The 24,640-nt window shown below is 41.2% G+C and carries 23 protein-coding genes and 1 pseudogene; 15 read left to right on the forward strand and 9 right to left on the reverse strand.

Annotated features, from left to right (window positions below; translation table 11 throughout):
* Window positions 1-42: 42 nt before the first annotated feature.
* The 7 genes from NWP17_RS16170 to arsJ all read left to right on the forward strand — a co-directional run bounded on the left by NWP17_RS16170 (window position 43) and on the right by arsJ (window position 7,993).
* Complete coding sequence (locus NWP17_RS16170; protein ID WP_280655898.1) at window positions 43-1,110, forward strand: D-alanine--D-alanine ligase family protein; 1,068 nt, start codon at window positions 43-45, stop codon at window positions 1,108-1,110.
* 373 nt (window positions 1,111-1,483) lie between these two features.
* Window positions 1,484-2,008, forward strand: a complete 525-nt coding sequence (locus tag NWP17_RS16175; RefSeq protein WP_280655899.1) for a Ycf51 family protein — start codon at window positions 1,484-1,486, stop codon at window positions 2,006-2,008.
* A 347-nt stretch (window positions 2,009-2,355) separates the two neighbouring features.
* Window positions 2,356-3,540, forward strand: coding sequence for an iron-containing alcohol dehydrogenase family protein (locus NWP17_RS16180; protein ID WP_280655900.1), 1,185 nt, complete (start codon window positions 2,356-2,358; stop codon window positions 3,538-3,540).
* A 2-nt stretch (window positions 3,541-3,542) separates the two neighbouring features.
* Window positions 3,543-4,754, forward strand: coding sequence for an aspartate aminotransferase (locus NWP17_RS16185; protein ID WP_280655901.1), 1,212 nt, complete (start codon window positions 3,543-3,545; stop codon window positions 4,752-4,754).
* A 374-nt stretch (window positions 4,755-5,128) separates the two neighbouring features.
* Window positions 5,129-5,458: an ArsR/SmtB family transcription factor gene (locus NWP17_RS16190; RefSeq protein WP_280655902.1), complete on the forward strand. Its 330-nt coding sequence runs from the start codon at window positions 5,129-5,131 to the stop codon at window positions 5,456-5,458.
* A 168-nt stretch (window positions 5,459-5,626) separates the two neighbouring features.
* Window positions 5,627-6,637, forward strand: a complete 1,011-nt coding sequence (locus NWP17_RS16195; protein WP_280655903.1) for an ArsJ-associated glyceraldehyde-3-phosphate dehydrogenase — start codon at window positions 5,627-5,629, stop codon at window positions 6,635-6,637.
* Window positions 6,638-6,730: 93 nt separating this feature from the next.
* Complete coding sequence (arsJ, locus tag NWP17_RS16200) at window positions 6,731-7,993, forward strand: organoarsenical effux MFS transporter ArsJ (RefSeq protein ID WP_280655904.1); 1,263 nt, start codon at window positions 6,731-6,733, stop codon at window positions 7,991-7,993.
* A 123-nt stretch (window positions 7,994-8,116) separates the two neighbouring features.
* Here the strand turns inward: arsJ and urtE are convergent, their stop codons facing one another.
* The 5 genes from urtE to urtA all read right to left on the reverse strand — a co-directional run bounded on the left by urtE (window position 8,117) and on the right by urtA (window position 13,232).
* Window positions 8,117-8,815 carry an urea ABC transporter ATP-binding subunit UrtE gene (urtE, locus tag NWP17_RS16205; protein ID WP_280655905.1) on the reverse strand — a complete coding sequence of 233 codons (699 nt, stop codon included), beginning with the start codon at window positions 8,813-8,815 and terminating at the stop codon, window positions 8,117-8,119.
* A 20-nt stretch (window positions 8,816-8,835) separates the two neighbouring features.
* Entirely contained in the window at window positions 8,836-9,579 is a 744-nt protein-coding gene (urtD, locus tag NWP17_RS16210; RefSeq protein ID WP_280655906.1) for an urea ABC transporter ATP-binding protein UrtD, read from the reverse strand.
* Complete coding sequence (urtC, locus tag NWP17_RS16215) at window positions 9,554-10,678, reverse strand: urea ABC transporter permease subunit UrtC (RefSeq protein WP_280655907.1); 1,125 nt, start codon at window positions 10,676-10,678, stop codon at window positions 9,554-9,556. Before urtC ends, urtD begins: the two co-directional genes overlap by 26 nt.
* Window positions 10,679-10,705: 27 nt before the next feature.
* Window positions 10,706-11,860 carry an ABC transporter permease subunit gene (locus tag NWP17_RS16220; protein ID WP_280655908.1) on the reverse strand — a complete coding sequence of 385 codons (1,155 nt, stop codon included), beginning with the start codon at window positions 11,858-11,860 and terminating at the stop codon, window positions 10,706-10,708.
* 64 nt (window positions 11,861-11,924) lie between these two features.
* Entirely contained in the window at window positions 11,925-13,232 is a 1,308-nt protein-coding gene (gene urtA, locus NWP17_RS16225; protein WP_280655909.1) for an urea ABC transporter substrate-binding protein, read from the reverse strand.
* Between the two features lie 289 nt (window positions 13,233-13,521).
* On the opposite strand from urtA, the gene NWP17_RS16230 reads away from it, so the two are divergent.
* The gene (locus NWP17_RS16230; RefSeq protein WP_280655910.1) at window positions 13,522-14,547 is read left to right on the forward strand and encodes a lysophospholipid acyltransferase family protein; all 1,026 of its coding nucleotides are present in this window, start codon (window positions 13,522-13,524) and stop codon (window positions 14,545-14,547) included.
* 21 nt (window positions 14,548-14,568) lie between these two features.
* Here NWP17_RS16230 and NWP17_RS16235 read toward each other — a convergent pair whose 3' ends face one another.
* Entirely contained in the window at window positions 14,569-15,264 is a 696-nt protein-coding gene (locus NWP17_RS16235) for a response regulator transcription factor (RefSeq protein WP_280655911.1), read from the reverse strand.
* Between the two features lie 70 nt (window positions 15,265-15,334).
* Between NWP17_RS16235 and hisG the strand changes: the two genes are divergently transcribed.
* Entirely contained in the window at window positions 15,335-15,982 is a 648-nt protein-coding gene (gene hisG, locus NWP17_RS16240; protein ID WP_280655912.1) for an ATP phosphoribosyltransferase, read from the forward strand.
* Window positions 15,983-16,187: 205 nt separating this feature from the next.
* Here the strand turns inward: hisG and NWP17_RS16245 are convergent, their stop codons facing one another.
* Window positions 16,188-16,610, reverse strand: a complete 423-nt coding sequence (locus NWP17_RS16245) for a Fur family transcriptional regulator (RefSeq protein ID WP_280655913.1) — start codon at window positions 16,608-16,610, stop codon at window positions 16,188-16,190.
* 159 nt (window positions 16,611-16,769) lie between these two features.
* On the opposite strand from NWP17_RS16245, the gene NWP17_RS16250 reads away from it, so the two are divergent.
* The 4 genes and pseudogenes from NWP17_RS16250 (at window position 16,770) to NWP17_RS16265 (ending at window position 19,389) form a co-directional block, all read left to right on the forward strand.
* Window positions 16,770-17,300, forward strand: a complete 531-nt coding sequence (locus NWP17_RS16250) for a peroxiredoxin (RefSeq protein ID WP_280655914.1) — start codon at window positions 16,770-16,772, stop codon at window positions 17,298-17,300.
* Between the two features lie 89 nt (window positions 17,301-17,389).
* Window positions 17,390-18,745: a glutathione-disulfide reductase gene (gor, locus tag NWP17_RS16255; protein WP_280655915.1), complete on the forward strand. Its 1,356-nt coding sequence runs from the start codon at window positions 17,390-17,392 to the stop codon at window positions 18,743-18,745.
* A 182-nt stretch (window positions 18,746-18,927) separates the two neighbouring features.
* Window positions 18,928-19,023, forward strand: a pseudogene (locus NWP17_RS16260) (DNA methyltransferase); the annotation flags it as partial.
* Between the two features lie 123 nt (window positions 19,024-19,146).
* Window positions 19,147-19,389 (forward strand): hypothetical protein, encoded by a 243-nt coding sequence (locus NWP17_RS16265; RefSeq protein WP_280655916.1) that lies wholly within the window; start codon window positions 19,147-19,149, stop codon window positions 19,387-19,389.
* Between the two features lie 57 nt (window positions 19,390-19,446).
* On the opposite strand, the gene NWP17_RS16270 is transcribed toward NWP17_RS16265, so the two are convergent.
* Entirely contained in the window at window positions 19,447-20,358 is a 912-nt protein-coding gene (locus NWP17_RS16270; protein ID WP_425332676.1) for a hypothetical protein, read from the reverse strand.
* Window positions 20,359-20,444: 86 nt separating this feature from the next.
* Window positions 20,445-21,785 carry an ATP-binding protein gene (locus tag NWP17_RS16275; RefSeq protein ID WP_280655917.1) on the reverse strand — a complete coding sequence of 447 codons (1,341 nt, stop codon included), beginning with the start codon at window positions 21,783-21,785 and terminating at the stop codon, window positions 20,445-20,447.
* Between the two features lie 488 nt (window positions 21,786-22,273).
* On the opposite strand from NWP17_RS16275, the gene NWP17_RS16280 reads away from it, so the two are divergent.
* Window positions 22,274-23,506, forward strand: a complete 1,233-nt coding sequence (locus tag NWP17_RS16280; protein WP_280655918.1) for a phosphotransferase family protein — start codon at window positions 22,274-22,276, stop codon at window positions 23,504-23,506.
* A gap of 48 nt (window positions 23,507-23,554) precedes the next feature.
* A complete protein-coding gene (locus NWP17_RS16285) occupies window positions 23,555-24,640 on the forward strand; it encodes a T3SS effector HopA1 family protein (RefSeq protein WP_280655919.1) in 1,086 nt (361 codons plus the stop codon).

The raw sequence follows: 24,640 nt of genomic DNA on the forward strand, positions 1-24,640 counted from the left end.
TGTGATAGGCTATCTGCCAGAGAAGAGTAAAAGGTACTATAAATGACAAATTTGCGGGTGGGACTGCTGTTTGGGGGACGTTCTGGAGAGCATCAAGTTTCTATTAGTTCAGCACGGGCGATCGCTCAGGCTTTGAGAAAAGAGCAAAATGCTAGTAAGTACAAAATTCAGCCTGTTTACATTCAGCAAAATGGATACTGGTTAGGGGGAGAAGTAGCGCAAGAGGTTCTAGAGTCTGGTATTCCCTATTTAGAGGTGGAAAATATGCAGCCCTGGCGATCGCTTGCTGAAGTTGCAGAAGTGGATGTTTGGTTTCCCATTCTGCACGGTCCCAATGGTGAGGACGGTACAATTCAAGGATTACTCACATTGATGCAGATTCCCTTTGTGGGTTCTGGAGTCTTGGGTTCGGCGTTAGGGATGGATAAAATTGCCATGAAAATGGCTTTTGAGCAAGCTGGATTACCCCAGGTAAAATACAAGGGGTTAACGAGGGCGCAAGTTTGGTCAAATCCTTGTGTGTTTCCCAAATTATGTGATGAAATTGAGTCAGCCTTAAATTACCCTTGTTTTGTCAAGCCTGCTAACTTGGGTTCATCAGTGGGTATTGCTAAAGTGCGATCGCGTTCTGAGCTAGAAGCAGCTTTAGATCATGCTGCTAGTTATGACAGACGGTTAATTGTGGAAGCAGGGGTAGTGGCTAGAGAATTAGAATGTGCCATATTGGGCAATGATCAGACTAAAGCCTCGGTAGTGGGAGAGATTACCTTTGACAGTGACTTTTATGACTATGAAACTAAATATACAGCAGGTAAAGCAGATTTACACATTCCGGCACAGATTCCAGATGCTGTGAGTCAGCAAATCCAAGATATGGCATTACAAGCCTTTGCAGCTGTTGACGCTGCCGGGTTGGCGAGAGTAGACTTTTTCTATGTAGAAGCCACTGGAGAAATATTGATCAATGAAATCAACACTCTACCAGGCTTTACTGCCACGAGTATGTATCCCCAACTGTGGGCTTATAGTGGTATACCGTTTCCCGAATTAGTAGATCGGTTAATTCAACTAGCCCTAGAGAGATATCCTATTGACAGTACCCACGGCTAAGTCTGGGGGATTCCAGCGTGGCTGATGTTCCTTGCTATGAAAAAAAGCTACTAAATTTGTAGACTTGGCTACAGATACTTGATAGTTAATTCCTCCAGTAGAATCATTGACCAAAAGAATGGGATACAAGCCCCGTCCTAGAAGGACGGCTTTTTGGTGTGTTATAATGCGGGGTAATGTGCATGGGGCATTGGCACGACTTTAAACGGACGGGGAGCGACTGTCAGACTGCTTCGGTAGCAAGTTGCAGTGAACCGTCAAGAATCACCGACCTTTTAGGTCAGTGAGTATGTCAACAATCACTAACTAATCACTATTCGGGACAATAAGTCTATCTGTCATTAACTAAAATACGCCTAAATAGCCAATCTGTATGCTTACAACAGCTGACTTTCTTCAGTATGCCCAATGGTCGGGTATTGCCACCATAGTATTTGCAGCCCTAGCAGTCCTGGCCTTTATTCTCAAATGGGGTATTCGCTTTCGGCTGGTAGGTACAACTGGCTTTATGCTGGTGCTGACTGCTGGTTTATTTTCTCTCTCTTTAGTTCCCCTCACTCGCACTGTGATTCCAGGAGCAGCAAAATATACTTTAGTTTATGATAATGGTTCAACACAAGCAGTAATTGCCACATCACCGGCCATTTCGCCGGATCAATTAGAAGCAACCTTATTGCAAGCCGCCAGTAATCTTTACTCTTACGGTCGCTTAGGCACAAGGGGAGACAATCAACTAACCATTCGCGCCCGTACCGTTATCCATCCTGAACCGGGGATTTCTGTACCCCTTTACCTCGGTCAAATTAAGCGCACATTAGCCAGCCGTGAAGATGCAGATATGAACATTGAAATTTATTTGGAAAAATTCGCCCAATTGCCTAACTCTGCTGCTTCATAGTTATAGGGAAAACAATTAACTCCTCTCACTACTCTCTGACTTCCATACCCATCAAACTTCTTTTGGTGTGTTCTGGAGTGTCTCTGTGGTTCGTTATTAGAAAACCACATAATTTTACGGTGAGGAAATGTAATTTATTTGTTATTTAAATCACATATATTTTTTAGTATTGCACTATACAAAAGAAATTGACTTTAGATTAAAATGTAAATCTCACGTATTCAAAAATCTGGTAGTTCAAAATAAAAGCCCTATTGGCAAGATCAAAGCCAATGTCCAGGAAAATTTCTAGACATAAGTCTAAAATTTGATTAAGAATTATCAAGGTTTTGGCAAACTAGATTCATATGGCTAATCGCTCTTTAACAGGAAACTTGTCTACTCAAACTTCTAACTCATTACTCACACTGACCGTTGCCCCCGGAAAAGTTATGCGGGGGTCTGGTATTTTGCATTCGGTAGGAAAAGAAATTGCTAGATGGGGAAGTCGTCCCTTACTAGTGGCGGGTAATTCCACTCTGGCTATGACTCACAAGAGTTTACAACCAATTTTAGCCAAAGCCAATTTAGTCACAGCTGCAAGTAATTATGGTGTAGACTGCTGTGAAGCAAGCTTACAAACTTTAAAGACAACAGCCCAAGAACATCAAGCAGATGTAATTATTGGCTTTGGGGGCGGTAAAGCCTTGGATACGGCTAAGTTAGTCGCCCATCAATTGCAATTACCAGTGGTGACAATTCCCACCTCTGCGGCTACCTGTGCGGCTTGGACGGCACTATCTAATGTGTATTCGGAAACAGGTGCTTTTCTCTACGATGTGGCCTTGTGTCGCTGTCCCGATTTATTAATACTTGACTATGATTTAATTACAACAGCACCACCACGAACATTAGTAGCAGGAATTGGAGATGCGATCGCTAAGTGGTATGAAGCATCAGTCAGCAGTGGCAATTCTCAACAAACTTTAATTATCTCCGCAGTACAACAAGCGCGAGTTTTACGAGATATATTATTGCAAAAATCAGCTACAGCTTTGCAAGCACCAGGCAGTGAAACTTGGCAAGAAGTGGTAGATGCTACAGTTTTACTGGCTGGGGTAATTGGTGGACTGGGTGGAGCCCAGTGTCGCACAGTTGCCGCCCATGCAGTACATAATGGTTTAACTCACATTTGTGGGCATGGCAGTATACATGGTGAAAAGGTTGCCTATGGGATTTTGGTGCAATTGCGTTTAGAAGAAATGTTACAAAACAATCAACTAGCGGCTTCGGGGCGGCAACAGTTGTTAAAGTTCTATGCAGAGATTGGACTGCCGCAAAAGTTAGATGATCTAGGATTAGGCAACATTACACTAGGGGAATTACAAACGGCTGCGGAAATTGCTTTAAATCCTCAGTCTGATATCCATCGACTACCGTTTACAGTGGCAATAGAACAATTAATGGCAGCGATGGTGTCTACCACCGCACCAATGGATAGTAAAGATGTTAAAAATCGTGTTTCCCCCAGGGAAATGAGTCAAGAGGTGTGAGAATGAGCTCGAATTGGATTACCCCGGCAGAACGCATACAACAATTACCGCCTTATGTATTTGCCCGTTTGGACGAACTCAAGGCTAAAGCACGAGAACAAGGACTTGATTTAATTGATTTGGGCATGGGCAACCCTGATGGTGCAACACCACAGCCGGTAGTAGAAGCAGCCATGGTAGCTTTGCAAAATCCCGCTAATCACGGTTATCCGCCCTTTGAAGGTACTGGTAGTTTTCGCCGTGCCATAACTAATTGGTACAATCGCCGCTATAATGTGGTGCTTGACCCCGATAGTGAGGCTTTACCTTTACTGGGTTCTAAAGAAGGATTAGCCCATCTCGCTATGGCTTATATAAATCCTGGTGACTTAGTTCTCGTTCCTTCTCCCGCCTATCCTGCCCATTTTCGCGGTCCGTTAATTGCTGGGGGAAAAATTCACAGCTTGATTCTTAAACCAGAGAATAACTGGTTAATTGATTTAACCGCTATTCCTGACGCGGTGGCTAAACAAGCAAAAATTCTCTTTTTCAATTATCCCAGTAATCCCACCGCAGCCACTGCCCCTCGAGAATTTTTTGCAGAAATCGTGGCTTTTGCCCGTAAGTACGAAATTATGCTAGTGCATGATTTATGTTATGCTGAGTTAGCTTTTGATGGTTATCAACCCACCAGCTTGTTAGAAATTCCCGGTGCGAAAGAAATTGGTGTAGAGTTTCATACTTTATCCAAAACCTACAATATGGCAGGTTGGCGTGTGGGTTTTGTGGTGGGTAATCATCGTGTGATTCAAGGGTTGCGAACTCTGAAAACCAACTTGGACTACGGCATTTTTGCAGCTTTGCAAACCGCAGCTGAAACGGCTTTGCAGCTACCAGATGTGTATTTGCATGAGGTACAACAGCGCTACCGCACCCGTCGGGACTTTCTTATTCAAGGGTTAGGAAAATTGGGGTGGGATATTCCCAAAACTAACGCCACTATGTATCTGTGGGTAAAATGTCCCCTGGGTATGAGTTCTACAGACTTTGCCCTGGATGTATTGCAGCAAACTGGGGTGGTGGTAACTCCGGGTAACGCCTTTGGAGTTGCAGGTGAGGGCTATGTGCGGATCAGTTTGATTGCAGATTGCGATCGCCTCAGTGAAGCGCTACACAGATTTAAACAAGCTGGTATCCGCTATCAAGCTCCAACTGTGGTTTCTGGTTCACATTGACATTTCCCCTGGTTAAAACACAGGGGATTCTCAACTGATGTTGCTAGGCGGTCATCAGACACGCTACGAATCGCACACGATATGATTTATTAAATTCATATTGTATCGGGGGTGTCAAAGCTCCCCTACCCAGCTTGACTAAGATTATACTTAGCTGTGTGACTAGTTGAATTGGCATCTTATGGGTTTTTCACCAATTTATGGATGTTTTTTTGATTTTAACTGAACAAAAATGCTTTGAGAATACCCATCGCCTTTTGTTAAGGCTACCACAGGATAAATCCTGTTGATCCGCGTTTCATCCCCTAGGCTTTAGCTTAGGGTTTCTCACGCTCCCATGTTTTGATAGAATATATCTTGCGGGAACATTACTGATGCCTACCCCCTCTGCCACCAATGCTGATCTAATTATTGCTGGTTTTCATGCCCTTTCCGATCCCATCAGGATGGGGGTAGTGGAAATGTTACAAAAGCAAGAACAGTGTGTGTGTGACTTGTGCAATGCTCTGGGGGTGAGTCAGTCTAAACTATCTTTTCACCTCAAAACTCTCAAAGAAGCTAATTTAGTTAACGCACGTCAACAAGGACGTTGGATTTACTACAGTTTAAATGTGGCTCAATTTCGTGTACTAACAGCCTATTTAGCTGATTACGGTAGCTTAGAAAACATTTCTCCTGCCCGATGCTGTGATCAATTTTCCTGAAAAATCAATTTTTTTTCATGAAGTTTTGTATAGATTAGGTGAATGTAGGTTGACATATCAACTTTTTTTGAAATGATATGAATATCACCAGTAACATCACCCCAACATGGGTTTAGTCATTGGTCATAAAAGCTAACAACTATTCTATCTGAGCTAGTAGAAAAACTGATGAAAGTTCGTGTAGGAATCAATGGATTTGGTAGAATTGGCAGACTGGCTCTGCGGGCTGCATGGGGTTGGACGGAATTAGAATTTGTTCATATCAACGAAATTAAAGGTGGGGCTGTCACAGCTGCACACTTGCTGAAGTTTGATTCTGTTCATGGGCGTTGGACACCAGAAGTAGAAGCACTGGGAGAAAGGGTCTTAATTGAGGGAAAATGTCTCAGTTTTAGTGAATATGCTCAACCTGGAGAAGTTCCTTGGGATGAGTTGGGTGTTGATTTAGTGCTGGAATGTTCCGGTAAGTTCAGAACACCTACCACCCTCCACCCGTACTTTGACAGAGGAGTAAAAAAAGTAATAGTCGCTGCTCCGGTGAAGGAGAAAGCCTTAAATGTGGTCATGGGGGTTAATGACCACCTTTATAATCCTAAAGAACATCATTTGCTAACTGCTGCTTCCTGTACTACTAACTGTTTGGCTCCAGTAGTAAAAGTTATACATGAAGGTTTGGGAATTAAGCATGGAATCATCACCACCATTCATGACAATACCAATACTCAAACTATCGTCGATGCGCCTCATAAAGATTTGCGTCGGGCGCGAGCTACAAGCTTATCTCTCATTCCCACAACCACAGGATCAGCAACAGCAATTGGCTTGATTTATCCTGAACTCAACGGCAAACTCAACGGTTTAGCCGTGAGAGTACCATTACTTAACGCTTCCTTAACAGACTGTGTGTTTGAAGTAGTGCGACCCACTACAGTAGATGAGATTAATAGCTTATTAAAAGCTGCTGCGGAACGAGAACCACTCAAAGGCATCTTAGGCTATGAGGAGCGTCCTTTAGTATCAATTGATTACAAAGATGATCCTCGTTCTTCTATTATTGATGCCCCTTCCACAATGGTGGTGAATGAAACCCAGGTGAAAATACTGGCTTGGTATGACAACGAATGGGGTTACGCCAATCGCATGGTTGAACTCGCCCGTAAGGTGGCGTTGAGTTATTAGCGAGACTTAAACATTTTTGAAGAATAAATCAGTCTTAAACCATTACAGGTAAGGAAAACACATCTAAGGATATACCAACAAATTAGTAAATTCATGACTTTTTCTACAGCTTCTCGCGCCAATCTCAAGAATTATATTCTTGTCACCCTTGCCTATTGGGGCTTTACCATCACCGATGGTGCTTTAAGAATGCTGGTACTGCTGTATTTTGACAGTATTGGCTACACACCACTACAAATCGCGTCCCTGTTTCTGTTCTATGAAATCTTTGGCGTTGTTACTAACTTTTTAGGTGGTTGGATTGGCTCTCAATTGGGGTTAAAAGTAACTCTCTATACTGGTATTGGCTTACAGGTTTTTTCTTTACTGATGCTGTCAGGGCTAAATCCAAACTGGGCAGAGTGGGTTGCAGTAGGTTATGTGATGGTAGCTCAAGCATTTTCTGGGATTGCTAAAGACCTAACTAAAATGAGTTCTAAAAGTGCCATTCGCTTGGTTGTACCCCAAGAAGCCCAATCATCTTTATTTAAGTGGGTGGCGGTGTTAACTGGTTCCAAGAATGCTCTCAAAGGTGTGGGCTTTTTTGTTGGTAGTGTGTCATTGGCGGCTTTTGGCTTTATCAATGCCTTATTAATCATGGCAGGAGGACTGTTTTTGATTATGTTTACTGGGTTAATGTTGCCCAGTGGTATGGGTAAAATTAAGTCCAAAGTTAGGTTTAACCAAATTTTTTCTAAAAGCAAAGAAATTAATATTCTGTCTGCGGCCAGATTTTTTCTTTTTGGTTCGCGGGATGTTTGGTTTGTAGTGGGGTTGCCAGTTTTCTTACGGGGAACTTTAAAATGGTCGTTTTATCAGGTTGGTGGGTTTTTGGCTTGTTGGGTGATTGGCTACGGAGTTATTCAGTTTTTAGCCCCCATGGTAATGCAAAAATTTGGTTCTGGCCAGCCGCCAAAATCAAAGACTATTCAGTTTTGGACATTTACCCTCACAGCAGTTCCCGCAGCGATCGCTATGGCTTTACAATTAGGCATACCTGGCAACATAGCAATTATTGGGGGTTTACTGGTATTTGGTGTAGTCTTTGCTTTTAATTCAGCAGTTCATTCCTACCTAGTTTTAGCTTTCACCGATGACGATAAGGTGGCGCTAAATGTGGGCTTTTACTATATGGCTAACTCAGGCGGTCGATTAGCCGGCACAGTTTTATCAGGGTTAGTTTTTGAATATTTCAATTTAGTGGGTTGTTTGTGGACATCCATGTTGTTAGTTTTAGCAGCAGGATTGGTTTCTCTCAAACTACCTGACCCCAAACCGGCCAAAGAGATCGCCTGGAAATCCGAAGGTGGTGAGTAGGTAGCATCAACCAAGTATATGGCGAATTTTGCCCAGTTGAGGTACATTTGTAGCGAGCAGGACGCTCGCAATACAAGACGATGATTTACATTTGTACCTCACGCTTATTGAGAAAGGAAATAATTAAACTGCCAAAAACTTTTGAATCACATCATGACTCAGTTCCTGGGTGGAACCAGAGGCGACAATACCACCTTTTTGCATGGCGTAATAATAGTCCGCTTGACGGACAAAGTGTAAGTGTTGTTCTACCAATAAAACAGAAATGCCTTTGGTTTCAACGATGCGACGAACTGCGGCTTCAATTTCCAGGATAATTGAGGGTTGAATACCTTCCGTGGGTTCATCTAATACGAGTAACTGAGGTTGTCCCATTAAAGCACGAGCGATCGCTAATTGTTGTTGCTGTCCACCACTCAAATCACCACCCATGCGGGACAGCATTGTTTTTAACACAGGAAACAGGCTAAAAATTTCTGCGGGAATTTCTGCTTTCTTTGCCGGTTTTTGTCTAGCTTCTAACCCTAAAAGCAAATTTTCTTTGACTGTCAAACGGGGAATAATCTCTCGTCCCTGGGGAACATAACCAATACCCATTTTTGCCCTTTGATCTGGAGATTTGCTGTTGATTAATTCCCCGTCCAAATGAATTGTGCCATTGCGGGGTGAGAGTAAACCCATAATTGTTTTTAACAGCGTTGTTTTACCCACACCATTGCGTCCAATTAAGCACACCATTTGCCCATGTGGTATTGTTAAATCTACGTTACGTAAAATATGGCTTTCACCGTAGTAAACGTTAAGTTGAGAAATTTTTAACATGATCCTCCTTTGAGTAATTTTTATTCTTGTTCTCCTAGATATACTTGGATCACACGGGGGTCATTTTGAACTTCTGCAAAACTGCCTTCACATAAAACTGAGCCTTCATGTAGGACTGTAACTTTTTGGGCAATTTGACGCACAAATTCCATATCATGTTCAATCACTAAAATTGAATGACTCTGGGCTAGTGTTGACAGTAGTTGACCGATGTTATGGGTTTCTTCATCTGTCAAGCCTGCAACTGGTTCATCAACGAGTAATAAATCTGGGGACTGTGCAACTAACATCCCGATTTCTAAACGTTGCTTTTCTCCGTGGGAAAGTAAACCGGCGGTGATGTCTGCTTTAGAGGTTAAACCAACTGTTTCTAATAACCCTTTTATGCTGTTTTTTTCCCCAGGATGAGAACGCCCAAATAAAGTAGAAACAACATTTTTATCGCGGTTGCAGGTAATTTCTAAGTTTTCCCGAGGCGTTAAATTTAAATAAATTCGGGGTGTTTGGAATTTGCGCCCAATACCTAACCGAGCGATTTGATATTCAGGTAAAGAACCCAGGTTTTTTCCCTTAAATAAAACTCTACCCATGGTTGGTTTTACCTTACCTGTGATTACATCTAGAAAAGTAGTCTTTCCAGCACCGTTTGGTCCAATTACTACCCGCAATTCTCCCGCATCCATGGTGAAATTCAGTTGGTTGATGGCTTTAAAACCGTCAAAACTCACCGTAACATTTTCAGTTTCCAAAATTTTGGCGTTCATGTTCCGCTTCTGGGTCTTTTTCTAAAGAGGGATATGTAGCAATTTTTTGACGACGCGGGTGGAAAAAAGGCATTTTTTGACCTTGTAACCAGCCCATGATGCCATCAGGTAGGACAGTAACAACAACTAAAAACAGCGCGCCCTGGAAAAATAGCCAAATTTCAGCAAATTGTTCACTAAAGAAAGTGCGGGCATAATTGACTAACAAAGTTCCCACAACAGCCCCAGTTAAAGTAGCACGTCCCCCCACAGCTACCCAAATCACCATTTCAATAGAAAAGCCAATATCCATTGATCTGGGTGATACAGAACCACTTTGGAGAGTGTAAAATGCTCCTGCTATGCCAGCGATCGCACCGGAAACTGCAAACACTAAAACTTTAAACTCTGTGGGATTATAGCCGGAAAATCTCACCCGACTTTCATCATCTCGAATAGCTACCAATAACCTGCCAAAGCGTCCACTTGTCAACCAGCGACAAATACCATAGGTAGCTGCCAGAACAATTACTGTTAGGGTGTAAAAAACAAATTGTGTTTCCGTATCACTAACAGTTGCACCAAAAAAGGTTTGAAAACCTGTCAGTCCGTTTGTACCATTAAACAGTTTTTGTTGACCATTAAAAAAATTAAAGAAGATAATCACTGCTGCTTGGGTGAGTATAGAAAAGTAAACTCCCTTTAAGCGATTACGAAATACTAAATAGCCCAACAATCCCGCCAGTAAAGCAGGAATCAACACCACAGCCACTATAGCCACGGGAAAGGAATAAAAAGGTTGCCAAAACCAAGGAAGTTCTGTAACCCCATACAATCCCATAAAGTCCGGCAGTTCACCAGGGGGAACTTGTAATTTCAGGTACATAGCGATAGCATATCCACCCAAACCGAAGAAAATTCCGTGTCCCAAACTCAACAGCCCGGTATAACCCCAAATCAAGTCTAGACCTAAAGCCACAATAGCCAATGATAAAAATCGCCCCAGTAAATTCAAGCGAAAGGCTGACAGCATGGCTGGCATAATCAAAATTAGGAGCATGGCCAGAGCCACTACTACCCCAACTTCAATTAAAATTGACTTTCCTCCTTGACTCCTCATTCTCCAGTTCCTCTGTGCCTTTGTGGTTTAAACGTCAACAGTGCGACCCTTAGGAGCAAAAATTCCCGCAGGTTTCCACTGTAAAAACGCGATAATTAGTGCAAATACTAACACCTTCGCCATACTTGTGGTGGCAAAGAAATTCAACAAATCTGCTAAAGGCTGGATAGGAGAAAATAAAAAAGCCAGAGTTCCAGAACCAATTAAGAAATTAGCCGTACCAATTCCCAAAGCCGCTAAAATAGTTCCTGCCAAATTACCTACACCACCCACAACCACAACCATAAAGGTGTCAATGATATAATTTTGTCCAGTATTTGGACCCACTGAACCGAGTAAACTGATGGCACAACCAGCCACACCAGCCAACCCCGAACCCAAAGCAAAAGTAATGGCATCGACCTTTTTTGTTGGGATACCTAAACAAGCACTCATACTGCGGTTTTGGGTGACAGCGCGAATTCTTAAACCCCAGTTAGAACCCTGTAAAAACAGATAAGTTCCCGCGACACAAACTATGGTCAAAGCAATAATAAATAATCTAGCAAATGGCAATTGGACACCAATTAAAGATATCCCCTCTTGCAACCAACTAGGAGCAGTGACATCTACATTTTGAGCGCCAAACCAAGGTAGAGTTAATGCTTGCTGATTGCTAAATAAATTACCCGTTACTATTGCTATACCCAAAGATAAGAATAACAACACCGCCACCGCCCAATTACGAACTTTACCCAAATTACTGCGGTAATTTAAAATTTGTAACCCTCCAAAAAACAACAAAGAAAACAACACTATGCCAATTACTAACAACCAATTCACACTGCGAACAAACTGCTGACATATCAAACTCACCCCCCAAGTTGCTAGGAGAGTTTCTAAAGGTCGTCCGTAAAGATAACGAATCACACCCCGTTCTAAAATCAAACCCAAAACAGCAGTGAATAGAAAAGAAATGATCAAAGCCAAAAATATATAAAATTCAAACCACACCCCGCCCAACTCTTTGCAGCCATTTTGGACAACAAATGTTGCATAAGCGCCGAACATCATCAATTCACCATGGGCCATATTAATAACGCCCATCAACCCAAATATAATGGCTAGTCCCAAAGCAGCAATTAATAATACTGCTCCGATACTAATGCCATTAAATAAAGCCTCTAAGAAACCTACTAACACTCTTTTATCCTCAATAGACATCATTAGTCATTAGCCAATGACTAATGACTAATGACAGATGACATTAAACTTGTTTGTACTTACCGCCTTTAGCCGGATCTGACCAATCACAACTAAAGCCCTGAGTCTCTTTTACAAATTGATTCCAAGGAATTGGATCAACTGCCGTAGGGGTAGCATAGACAATATCAAATAAACCATCTTGTCTGACTTCACCAATGCGGACAATTTTGGATAAGTGGTGATTGGCATTCATTGTCACTGTACCCTCCGGCGCATCTATGGTTTGACCGTAGGCTGCTCCTCGGACTTTATCTAAATCAGTAGTGCCTGCTTTTTCCACTGCTTGTTTCCACAAGTAAACTGCGATGTATGCCGCTTCCATGGGGTCATTAATTACCCGGTCTGCACCATACTCTTTTTTGAAAGCTGCCACAAACTTTTGATTAGCAGGTGTGTCTACTGTTTGAAAATAATTCCAAGCAGCATAGTGACCTTGGAGATATTCAACACCAATGGCTTTAACTTCTTCTTCTGCAATACTCACAGACATAGAAGGATACTTGTCTGGTGTTAATCCCGCCCCTTTTAATTGTTTGAAGAAAGCAACATTGCTATCACCATTTAGAGTGTTGTAAATCACCCCACCGTTGGGCAGCGCTTGCTTAATTTTTGAGATAATAGGTGTAACTTCGACGTTGCCTAATGGTAAGTAATCTTCACCAACGGTTTTTCCGCCTAAAGCTTCTAGTTGGGCTTTAATGATGGTGTTAGCAGTACGGGGAAAAACGTAGTCAGAGCCAACTAAAAAGAACTCTTTGCCCTTATTTTTCAATAGCCAATCAACGGAAGGTTCAATTTGTTGATTTGGGGCAGCACCAGTATAGAAAATGTTTTTAGAACATTCTTGACCTTCATACTGGACTGGATACCAGAGCATATGGTCTTTACTCTCAAATACTGGCTTGACATTCTTGCGACTAGCAGAAGTCCAACAACCAAAAATGACAGCTACTTGATCCTGGTCAATTAGTTTGGTAGCTTTTTCCCTGAAGGTATCCCAGTTAGAGGCACCATCTTCAACCATGGGTGTAATTTGTTTACCTAAAATCCCACCAGCAGCGTTAATTTCTTTAATGGCTAATTGTTCAGCATCCACAACGCTTTTTTCACTAATAGCCATAGTGCCACTCAGGGAGTGCAAAATCCCCACCTTGATGCTGTCACCACTACCAGTGGCGGTAGGGGAAGAACCAGAGGGACTCTCCGTAGCGGTTGGGGAGTTGTTGGCGCAGGCTTTGAGTAAAAGGCTACTGCCAATAGTTGCAGAACTGTAGATGAAGAACCGCCGTCTGTTAAATTTTTGACTCATATTTTGATGGATTTTCTTCGATAGAAATAGCTAACTCACAGGACACTGACAGCATTAATCTTTAACCTGTCATATTAGTGGGTTATTTTACTATTTAATTGTCATATACTATACATATTTTCCTGTTAACGTCAATACCCTGACCAAAATGCTAAATTTCTAGAAGAGGGCAATAAATAAATGTAGTGAATATTACCCCCCTGGTAGGATACAAATCAGCAAAATATATATAAATATATATAAGGCTAAGATATGTATTTTATGTAATTGTTACGTAATATCAGTGCTTGTGATTGATCAACACGCTAAAAAATTCCTCAAAACTGAACAGAAACAAACATCAGGCGAAGGTTATAAATTTAGCTGGTTTGACTGGTTTTGTCTCTGGTATCCCCCAGGCTGGCTGGTTTTATTTAACCGTCACTGGCAGCACTATCACCCCGACCCAGATGGTTGGAATTGGCTAGAATATGGATTATTTTTCATTCCCGGTGGATTTTACCTAGCACTACTCCATCGCTGGTTACGTTTGGGGTGTCGCTCACCCAGACAACAGGTGGATCAGTTTAATCCTCAGTATCAAAAAGCCTTTCGTGAAGAAATTCTCGCCCCCATAGTTAAATATTATTTTCGGGGAGAATTACAACAAATTCATAATTTACCGCCCAAAGGTGCTGTAATTGTAGCCATGAATCATGCAGGAATGTGTTTTCCTTGGGATTTTATCACTTTAGGCTACTTATTAAGTCAGATCCGCCAAGGTTGGCAGGTGCAACCCCTAGCTAGTGAAACACTATTTCAGCATCCTTGGATGATTTGGTGGTTACCACCCAAGTGGTCACAGGTATTAGGTGCGGTGCGAGCGGAGAAGGGTGATTTTGAAACAGCAACCGCACAAGGTCAAACTTTGCTATACGCACCAGAAGGATTACGCGGACCCCTCAAAGGTTGGGGTCAACGCTATCAACTGCAAAAATTTGATGTGAGTTTTATGCAACTGAGCGATCGCTATGGTATTCCTATTCTCCCAGTAGTGTGTATTGGTAACGAATCTTTACATCCGTGGACAGTCAACCTGAAGACAGTGCAAAGACTATTTAAATTACCTTTCTTTCCCATATCCCCATTAATGATTATGTTGGTTATCTTTCCCTCCATGGGAGTTTGGGCTATGAGAACTCGTCTCAAATACTTTATCCAGCCTCTACAAACAGCCAATGCAGTACAAAAACGTTCACAAACCTATAAAAAAGCACAGAAATTGCGAGAAAAACTACAGATGCAAATAAATATCTTGCGGCAAAACTCCACTTAACAACTGAGCTTTTCCATGGGTTTAATCTCCAGAAAAAGTACCGAAACGATAACCTTTACCATAAACAGTATGGATTAACTGACTTTCTTTCCCCACCTCAATCTTACGCCGCAGCAGGCGAATTAATGCTGCTATCACATTACTATTGGGTTGTTCTTGGTCTTGCAGCCAGAGATTTTGGAGAATCTGGGCATGAGTTAACAAAAGTCCCGCATTTTCCATAAAATATTTTAGTAACTGACCTTCCTTTTGAGATAATTCAATCACCCGTCCTTGACGATAAGCCACTTGATTTTCACAGTCAAATTCCAAATCAGCCACAGTCAGCCGTCCAGTGATATTTTCCCAAGTGGGAGAACCAGCACGACGTAACAAAGCACGAACTCGCGCCAACAACTCCCGCAACTCAAACGGTTTAACTAAATAGTCGTCTGCACCCGCATCTAAACCTTCCACCCGGTCATCTAGAGTATCTTTAGCTGTAAGAAATAGTACAGGTGTAGCCTTACCTTGGCGGCGTAATTCTAGACAAATCTCCAAACCTGTTTTTCCTGGCAGCATCCAATCTAAAATTAGTAAATCATACGTACCCACCGCAGCAAGCTGGTTTCCAGTACCACCATCGTAGGCTATATCCACACTGTAACCTTCCCTGGTTAAGACCCGACTGAGAGGGTCAGTTAGTTCTATTTCATCATCAACTAATAAAATTCTCATGCTGCTTGTGGTAAGCAATCAAGATATTCTCAATATATATTCCCAATATAAATGAATTACCACAAATAAAATGTTAACTATTGCCTTGCCCAAAGGGGAACTACTCAAAAACAGCATCCGCCTGCTGCAGTCTGTAGGTTTGGATTTTAGCGCTTTTTTAGACTCTGGAACTCGCCAACTGCAAATTCTTGATCCTAGCGGGCAAGCAAAAGGACTGTTGGTCAGGGGTCAAGATGTGCCTGTGTATGTAGAATATGGTCAGGCACACTTGGGGATTATTGGTTACGATGTGCTAAGGGAGAAAAAACCCTCCGTTGCTCACTTAGTTGATTTACAGTTTGGTCATTGTCGAATGTCAGTGGCTGTAAAAGCATCTAGTCCCTATAAATCCCCCTTAGATTTGCCTCATCATGGTCGAGTTGCTTCTAAGTATGTTAATTGCGCTCGTGAGTATTTCCACAGTTTAGATTTACCTGTCGAAATCGTACCTTTGTATGGTTCAGTAGAATTAGGTCCGATTACAGGAATGTCTGAAGCAATTGTGGATTTAGTTTCTACAGGGCGGACTTTGCGGGAAAATGGTTTAATTGAAATCACAACCCTGTATACAAGTACAGCACGGTTAATTGCTCATCCTCTCAGTTATCGTCTCAGCACAGGTGATTTACATAACTTAGTGGAACACCTGCGCCACCAAGTTTCTTTAACCACCGTTTAATTAGAAAAACACTCCACACATCTGGAGTGTGGAGTAGCGACAAGTGCCTTATATAGAGCAATTTTTCACTCTATTTACCTCAAACGTCACCGGGGTATATACATAAATCCCATGATTTTTCATCTGGTTAGACTAGGAGTATGGGAACATTGAAATATACTAATGTCAAGATAGAATTTCAGACTTAATTAGTTCACGTCCATGGCTAGGCGGAAGGACAGCAATCGCACCAACCCCGAACAATGACTTCATAGCCTTCGCCACTGATACCAGGGCGGAGATTTTTCATGTCTATACACTGGAAAGTTTCCCAGGGAATATCCTCAATTGCACCACATCGGTCACAGCAAAAGTGATGATGGGGTTGAACATTGGCATCATAGCGACAAACCCCTTCTTGTAGTAAAACTTCTCTTACCAGCCCCACCTCTCTCAAAGCCTGTAGAGAACTATATATAGTCGCCTGAGACGACACAGGAAAATCTTTGTTGAGATCGCTGAGGATAGTCTCAACTGTAGGGTGATCAGACCGAGATAACAAATTTGCATAAACTGCGAACCTCTGAGGAGTCACCCTCAAACCTTTAGATTTTAAGGTTTGAATAATTGTGTGTGCCTCTTGCTGCATATTTACTGCTATATTTTGGATTTTAACGATTTCTCTATTGTAATCGCCAAATCTTAACTTTGAACAAATGGAAAAATTAAGTATTTATAACTATTGAATTATTTTTAAATCAGAATTATTCTGAGATAGTTCCCAAAAACACAATCACTCATCAAAAATATGGCAGTTATCGAACAAGTCCCCAACGTTGTTTTCAAAACCCGCGTGCGCGATGAGTCCATTGGTGGTGCCAACCCATTCCGTTGGCAAGACCGCACCACTCAAGATATTTTCGGTGGTAAGCGTGTTGTAGTATTTTCACTACCTGGAGCTTTTACCCCCACTTGTTCCACTTCCCACCTTCCCCGCTACGAAGAACTTTATGACCAATTCAAAGCCTTGGGCATTGATGAAGTAATTTGTGTATCTGTGAATGACGCTTTTGTGATGTTCCAGTGGGGCAAACAACAAGGCGCTGACAAGGTGTTCTTATTACCCGATGGTAATGGGGAATTTACCCGCAAAATGGGGATGTTAGTTGATAAATCTAACCTCGGCTTTGGTCTGCGGTCTTGGCGCTACTCCATGATAGTGAATGACTGCAAAATTGAAAAGATTTTCATTGAACCTGGTTATGAAGATAACTGTCCTACCGATCCATTTGAGGTTTCCGATGCAGACACCATGCTGAATTACCTCAAGGCTATGTAATATTATGTTGGGGGAATGAAATTTTTTCACTCCCCAATATTCAATATCCATATTCAAAATTTCAATAAAATTTCAAACTTGAGGGACACATGAGTTACGATTTCGATTTATTTGTAATTGGTGCTGGATCTGGTGGTATTGCCACCGCTAGACGGGCTGCGGAATACGGAGCTAAAGTGGGGGTTGCTGAGTTTGACCGACTGGGCGGAACCTGCGTAAATCGTGGCTGTGTCCCTAAAAAGTTAATGGTTTATGCTTCCCATTTTCCTGATTTGTTTGAAGATGCCCAAGGGTACGGCTGGAGTGCTGTCACAAGTTCTTTAGATTGGCAAAAAATGATCACGGCTGTCAACAATGAAGTGACTCGCCTTAATGGTATCTATCAGCAAATGCTGGAGCGGTCCAAAGTTGAACTGTTACCAGGATACGGTAAGTTTATTGATGCTCACACAATTGAGGTAGGAGAACGCCAAGTCACCGCAGACAAAATTTTAATTGCAGTGGGGGGGCATCCTGTAAAGCCAGATATCCCAGGAATTGAACACGCTATCACTTCTGATGATATTTTCCACCTTCAGGAACAGCCCCAACGTATAGTAATTTTGGGGGGGGGATATATCGGCTCAGAATTTGCCTGCATTCTCAATGGACTAGGAACCTCAGTTACTCAGGTAATTCGTAGTGAAAAGATTTTGCGTGGTTTTGACGAAGATTTACGCACTGAGATTCAGGAAGGAATGAGCAAGCATGGTATTGGAATTTTTAACAATACCCAATTGATTGCCATAGAAAAAACCGATGCAGGTATTAACGTCAGAGTCCGTCGGGGTGGTGATGGGGAAGAAACAGTGGTTGTTGATGCGGTCAGTTTGGCAGCCACAGGGCGCAAACCCAACACCCAAAAATTAGGTTTAGAAAATACCAAAGTTGAGCTAGATGGTCAAGGGGCAATTATTGTTGATCAATATAGTCAAACTACTGAAGAAAATATCTATGCAGTGGGAGACTGTACAGATAATATTAACTTAACTCCTGTGGCTATTAACGAGGGTCGAGCCTTTGCAGATACCGTATTTGGTAACAAGTGTCGGCGGATGAGTTACGAAAATGTCCCCACAGCCATTTTTACTACCCCAGAGGCAGCCACCGTTGGTTTAACTGAAGCTGAAGCTAGGGCAAAATATGGCGCAGCTATCAAGGTTTATCGCAGTCGTTTTAGACCGATGTATTATACATTGCCTGGTAAAGATGAAAAAACCATGATGAAATTAGTGGTGGATCAAAGTAACGACAGGGTTTTAGGGGCGCATATGGTAGGTAATAGCGCTGCTGAAATTATACAAGGAGTGGCGATCGCAGTGAAAATGGGTGCTACTAAAGCTAATTTTGATGCCACTGTGGGTATTCATCCCACTTCCGCAGAAGAATTTGTGACTATGCGATAAGTTATAAATTCAAGTAAATAGATTCAATAGATTTAAATGATTGTAACACTGCCCGAGAACTGATTTACTCGTTTCTCAGGGCATTTTTATTACTTAGGGCTGGCTGATATTCAAGGGATTTTAACCGGATGCAGTTTGTCTGATCACAGCAAGGATATTGCTCACGTTGACTATGTAATGATATTGTCTTAGATCCCTACATAGGTACTGGTACTGTAGCAGTTGTTGCCAGAGATTACGAACGCCATTTTATAGGCGCAGAAATCGAACCAAAATATTATCAAGTTGCCTTACGTCGTTTAAGTGGTGAACCTGATGAAAATGGATATTTTCCCAATTTAAAAACACTACGCGACTATGTTGAAAAAACTGGTCAATCTATCGAAAAATTTAAATTTGATTTGCAAATAGGAAATCGGGCTTCAGAACGCAGCAAAGCCAAAATCTATCCAGAAGAGTATCACCTACAAGAAATGGAAGAGAGATTACTGTATGAAGAAGCCGCTTTTAGCGCTCGGTTACGTGGTAAACAAATTCCTCTAGATCAAAAATTAAATGGTAATGGCAAGAATATATCCCCACAAAATACAACAGCCCAACCAATAGAAAAAAGTGAACAAATTGAACTTCAGTTATGGAATTAATACATTGGCTTTTAATAGCTGAATTTTATAGCTGGTTAGAATTGGTCAAAATTTCTGTCATTCTTCAGTTAAAACCTCAGATGTATCTATTGTTACTTCAGTAACATTTAACAAATCATTGGTGGTTTGATTTTGATTGAATGTTTCTGTTTGTTGCAGTAATTCCCAAACTTGGCTTTGTAATAAGTCTCGTTCTTCTTGCAATAATGATACTTGTGATTCTATTTGCTGTAATTCTGACTGCTTGGCTGTAATTTTACTTTCTAAGTGATTGAGACTTTCTGCTAATAATTGTTGTTGCTGGTTAGTCTGAGTTTCTAATTCTTGAATTTCAATTCGCAGTTCATACATTTTTTCTTCTAGTTGTGGTTTGAGTCTACCTAGCAGACTGATACTACTCTCTAGTTCTTGTTTTTCTTGCTGGAGTTCGCTAATTTGACTTTGTATCTGTACTATTTCCGCTTTATGTGTGTTGCAGTTCAACTCTAGGCGACGTTTTTCGGTTGTCAGTAGAGAAAAAGCATGATGCAATTCTGCTTTACTTTGTTCGAGATTGTCTATTTCAGCGGTTAGTTTCATACTTTCGGTTTCTAACTGTTTTTTTTGTCCAGCAAATATTCCTAAATCTCTATGTATATTATTTCTTTGATGGCGACCATCTAATATTTGATTTTCTAGTTTTTGCCATTCTACATATAATAAGTTACGATGTTGTTCTATTTGGTTAATTTCTTTGACAATGCGGTGTTTAAGCCCCTCCATTTCTCTAATTTGTTTGCGGTGGGAAGTTAAAATCAGCATTTCATAATTGCTGCGGCGCTTATCTGTAAATAAAGCTGCTGCATAAGTAGAAAGTGTAGTTATTATACCTGTAATTAAGGCTTGATTTACATCCCAGTTGGGGACAAGACTAATGCCAAAACTCACACTAAAAGCAACTATACCTAGGATATATCGGTTCTTGATCATTACTGATTGCGCTGATTGTATATTGTTTTTTTTGAGGATAGTTGTTAATGTCATGACATTACTGAGAGTTGGTAATTTTAATTTTATTATTGTTTATGGGTTGGAGATTGTGCTAAATCTGCTTTTAAAAAATCAATAAACTGTCGGGCTGTACGTCCAGAACGACCGTTGTGGCGCGTTGCCCATTGTAATGCTTGATATTTTAAATCTTCCGGACTAATGTTAATATTAGCTTGTGCTGCTAAATGCTGGACAATTTCCACATAGGTGTTCTGATCTGCTGGTTGAAAAGTGAGAGTAAGACCAAAGCGATCGCTAAATGACAGCTTTTCTTGCATTGTATCCCCAGCATGGATTTCCTCTTGCTCTTTAGGAGTTGGTCTATCTGCAAAATACTCGCGGATCAAGTGGCGACGGTTGGAAGTAGCATATACTACCACATTTTGGGGGCGTGCAGTCAAGTTCCCTTCTAAAACCACCTTCAAGGCTTTAAAAGCATCATCATCTTCTTCAAAGGAAAGATCATCAACAAAAATAATAAATTTTTGTGGTACTCCCCGCAGGTGTTCCATAATTTTTGGTAAATCCTGTAAGTCAGATTTTGCCACTTCTAGCAAGCGGAGATGGCGCTGGCCATATTCATTTAACAAAGCTTTTACTAAAGAAGATTTCCCTGACCCCCGACTACCGTAAAGTAGTATGTGCAGTGCTACTTGGCCTGATAATAAAAATTCTGTATTTTTGATTAAAGTTTGTTTTTGAGACTGGTAACCCACTAAACTATTTAGCCTAATAGTGTCAGCATACTTAATGCCCATAAACTCACCTGCTTGCCAGCGCAAAGCATGATATTGTGCAAATAGGCCTGTACCAAACTGGCGATAATAAGCCGCTAACTCCTCCACAGCATCAGCCCAATTATCTAAGTTTTGTAGCAATACTATCAATTTTGTCTCTATGTTGCTACTTGCTTGTTTGTACCAGACCACAGGTGAAATGGGCAAATGGGCTACTGTTTGTACCCACTCGCTCAAACAAGCACTGCTACATTCATAAAGATTCTGCAACACCTGTAAATCATGCTCCACCGCGGTCACTAAAGCACGGGGTAAATTCTTAAAATCTTGTTGTTGAGCCAGCCTACTAAAAGGATTCTCAGAAATGAGAATTTGAGTAATCAGGTATTCCTCCCAATTTTCCCCCCTAGCAGTTAAGGCATAAAAATAACTGCCATAGGCTTTTAGACAACTCCGTGCATCAGTGTCAGTATAACGTATAGCTTGCAACAAGTCAAGAAATGCCATCCCCACTTCACTTTTTAGAACAGATTGGTAGAGTAAAAGTGATGCTGCTTGACATTGGAGGAATTGAACCTGGTTATGGCTATAGGATGAACTAATTGCTTTTGGCATCGCTGGATGATCCATTAACTTGGTAATTTGGCTTAAAGTAGGAGTAGTTGGACAAAATTAAATTCACTGGTTGACCGAAATATCATTAATCATTGAGGAAAAATCCGGTTTTTCTGATTTGGTCATGATCAGTAAAAATAATACTGTATATGATTTGCCTGATGTTTCACCCTCAGTAATTATACTCTACTTATTGCCCATCCTACATTTAACCGTATCATTTGATGTGATTTTAAGAATAAATGGTTGTATCTGACAAGATCCCTCCCCAGGTAGTGTTTTTTTACTTTTTATTGGCAGATAAATTTCAAGATTTTCTGGTGTTTAGGGGCGTAGTTCCCAGTCAAAAGCCAAGTTATATTGCCATAATGGCAGGTTTTAATTTCACAGATGAGATATTAATATATTAGAGCAATTGTTGCTGTCTACCAAAACTGGTAAGGTTGAATTAATCTCAATTAATGGTAATTTTAACAGTAATATTACGGAATAGGACAATATATATGTTATTACCACTGTCTTCTCACAAGGTGATCGATTATCTGCAAAAAACAGGTATATGCTGCTCAGAAGATGGAGCATCAAAAGAATATCAGGTGATCAACAGTACCCAGCAGAATTTAAACTTACTAGTAACCCTGGCTGGTAATCAACACCTGCTGGTTAAACAAAAACGTCATGTTGATAATGGTTGTCATGAATTTTTTAATGAGTGGTTGTTCCACCAATTGCTACAGCAGTTTCCGGTTTTAGGAAACATTGCCGCAATTTCTCCATTAGTCCTACATTTTGACGCGGAAAATTCTATCCTTGTTCGCAATTACCTCACTGAATATTCTGAACTCGGTGAATTTTATGATCATAACGATATTTACCCCCCAGCAATTGCTAGCGCCATTGGAACTACACTAGCAGAACTACATCGTGCTACCTTCCAACACCGAGAATATCGTAACTTTATGGCCACAGCGCCTGAAGGGCAATTTCGCTATAGCTTTTACAATCCCGCCCAGGGGGTAGATTCCATTAACCCAGAAATATTTGGTACTGTTCCCACCGAGGCGTTAAAATTTTACCTTCTTTATCAACGTTATGAGAGTTTAGCATCGGCGATCGCAGATTTGGCTTATGAATGGCAACCCTGCTGCTTAACTCACAACGACTTAAATTTAAGTAACATTTTAATTCATTCTCGTTGGCATCAGTTAGATAATTGCCTGGTGAGACTGATTGACTGGGAAGCGTGTGGTTGGGGAGATCCCGCTTTTGATTTGGGTAGTCTCATGGCCAGCTATTTAAGCATTTGGCTGAGTAGCTTGGTAGTAGATCCCGCCATTGAGTTAGAAGAGTCTTTGCACTTAGCCATGACACCCTTAGAGGTGCTGCAACCTTCATTATTAGCCCTAATCCGGGCTTATCTCAGTGGCTTTCCCAGGATTTTAGAGTACCGCAGTGACTTTCTTGTGCGAGTTATCCAGTTTACAGGACTGGGGCTAATTCATCAAATTCAAGCAACAATTAATTTTCGTAAATACTTCGGCAATACTGAAATTTTTATGTTACAAATGGCTAAAAATCTCCTCACCGTACCCGAACAATCTGTACTGAGTGTTTTTGGGGTTTCTCAGGAGCAGATTCTCCAGCCTTTGGCAAAAACATCTCAACTCCCGCAACCCAAAACAGAACAGCAGTTAATTCCTCTTTATCACGCAAAAACTCGCCTGCGGGGTTGTTAAAAACATCAAGCGTCCACTGTGTTTGTGTAATTTTTACCAGGTTATATCATGATCAATTCTTCTACCAGTTCCTTGCAAACTTCCCTACTTGATATTGCTAGTAATATCGAGATAAAGTCCAATTTTGCTATTTACCATCCCAAATATAAACCCTATGGTCTACCAGGGAAAGTAGCACACAGATTTAAACATAATTCTCTGGAATTACAGCATAAATATCTGAATTTATTAATGCGAAATTTCCTGTACGGCATCTATTACAATGGATCTCTACAAAGCACTTTAGCAGTTAACATCAAAACAGCTAATTGCTTGCGATATCAACATTTAGAAACTAATTCTATTGGGGATGTTGACTGGGAATTTTACAAACAATTAGATAACAACAATCACGGTAAAGGTTATTTTGACCCCCATTGGCAAGTGTTAACCTTAGAACCGGATGGTACTATAGCAGTTAGTAAGGGCGGTTTGACAGTGTATGTAGAGCCAGACTGTCATTTACAACCCGGTAAAAAATCTGCCAAGGTGGGAGAATCAGTAGCTATTTGGATGCCTAAAAATCGCGTCCAGAAGGGCTGTTACTTAGCAGTGAGTAACGTGGGACAAGAACGGCGAAGTAACCCAGATGGGGATTTGGGTAATGGACGAATCCATTTTAATTTTACCCCATCTGGTGCGATCGCTTGCATGGATGGACTGACCCAACAACTCAATGCCGCCAATATTCCTTTTACTTTTCAGGTGCTTTATAATCCTTTGGTATACAGACGCTATGACTCTGGTGTACTTTATTTTGAACGCCATGAATATCCAGCAATTCGCAAAGTTCTTCGGGTTATTTATAGAGAGTATCAATGTCATTTTCAAGCTAAAATACCCTTGTTTACTAAATTTTTAGCCCCAGGACTGAGTTTAGCCGAAGAACCAAGCCAAAAATTTGCCCCCCAGGAAAGTTTTGGGCTCAACCGTTGTCAAATTGTCGCCAATGCTTTGTTAGAAGCTTGGCAAAAGGGTAAAAATACAACAGATGAACGCATGAAATTAATTAATCAACATTTTGCCCATCATATGGTTGACTTACAGCGTCCCTACCTCAACCCCGGTTCTGAGGATATCTACCAACCTTTGTGA

Origin of the sequence: Chrysosporum bergii ANA360D, from assembly GCF_029891735.1 — a bacterium.
Classification (GTDB): Bacteria; Cyanobacteriota; Cyanobacteriia; order Cyanobacteriales; family Nostocaceae; genus Umezakia; species Umezakia bergii.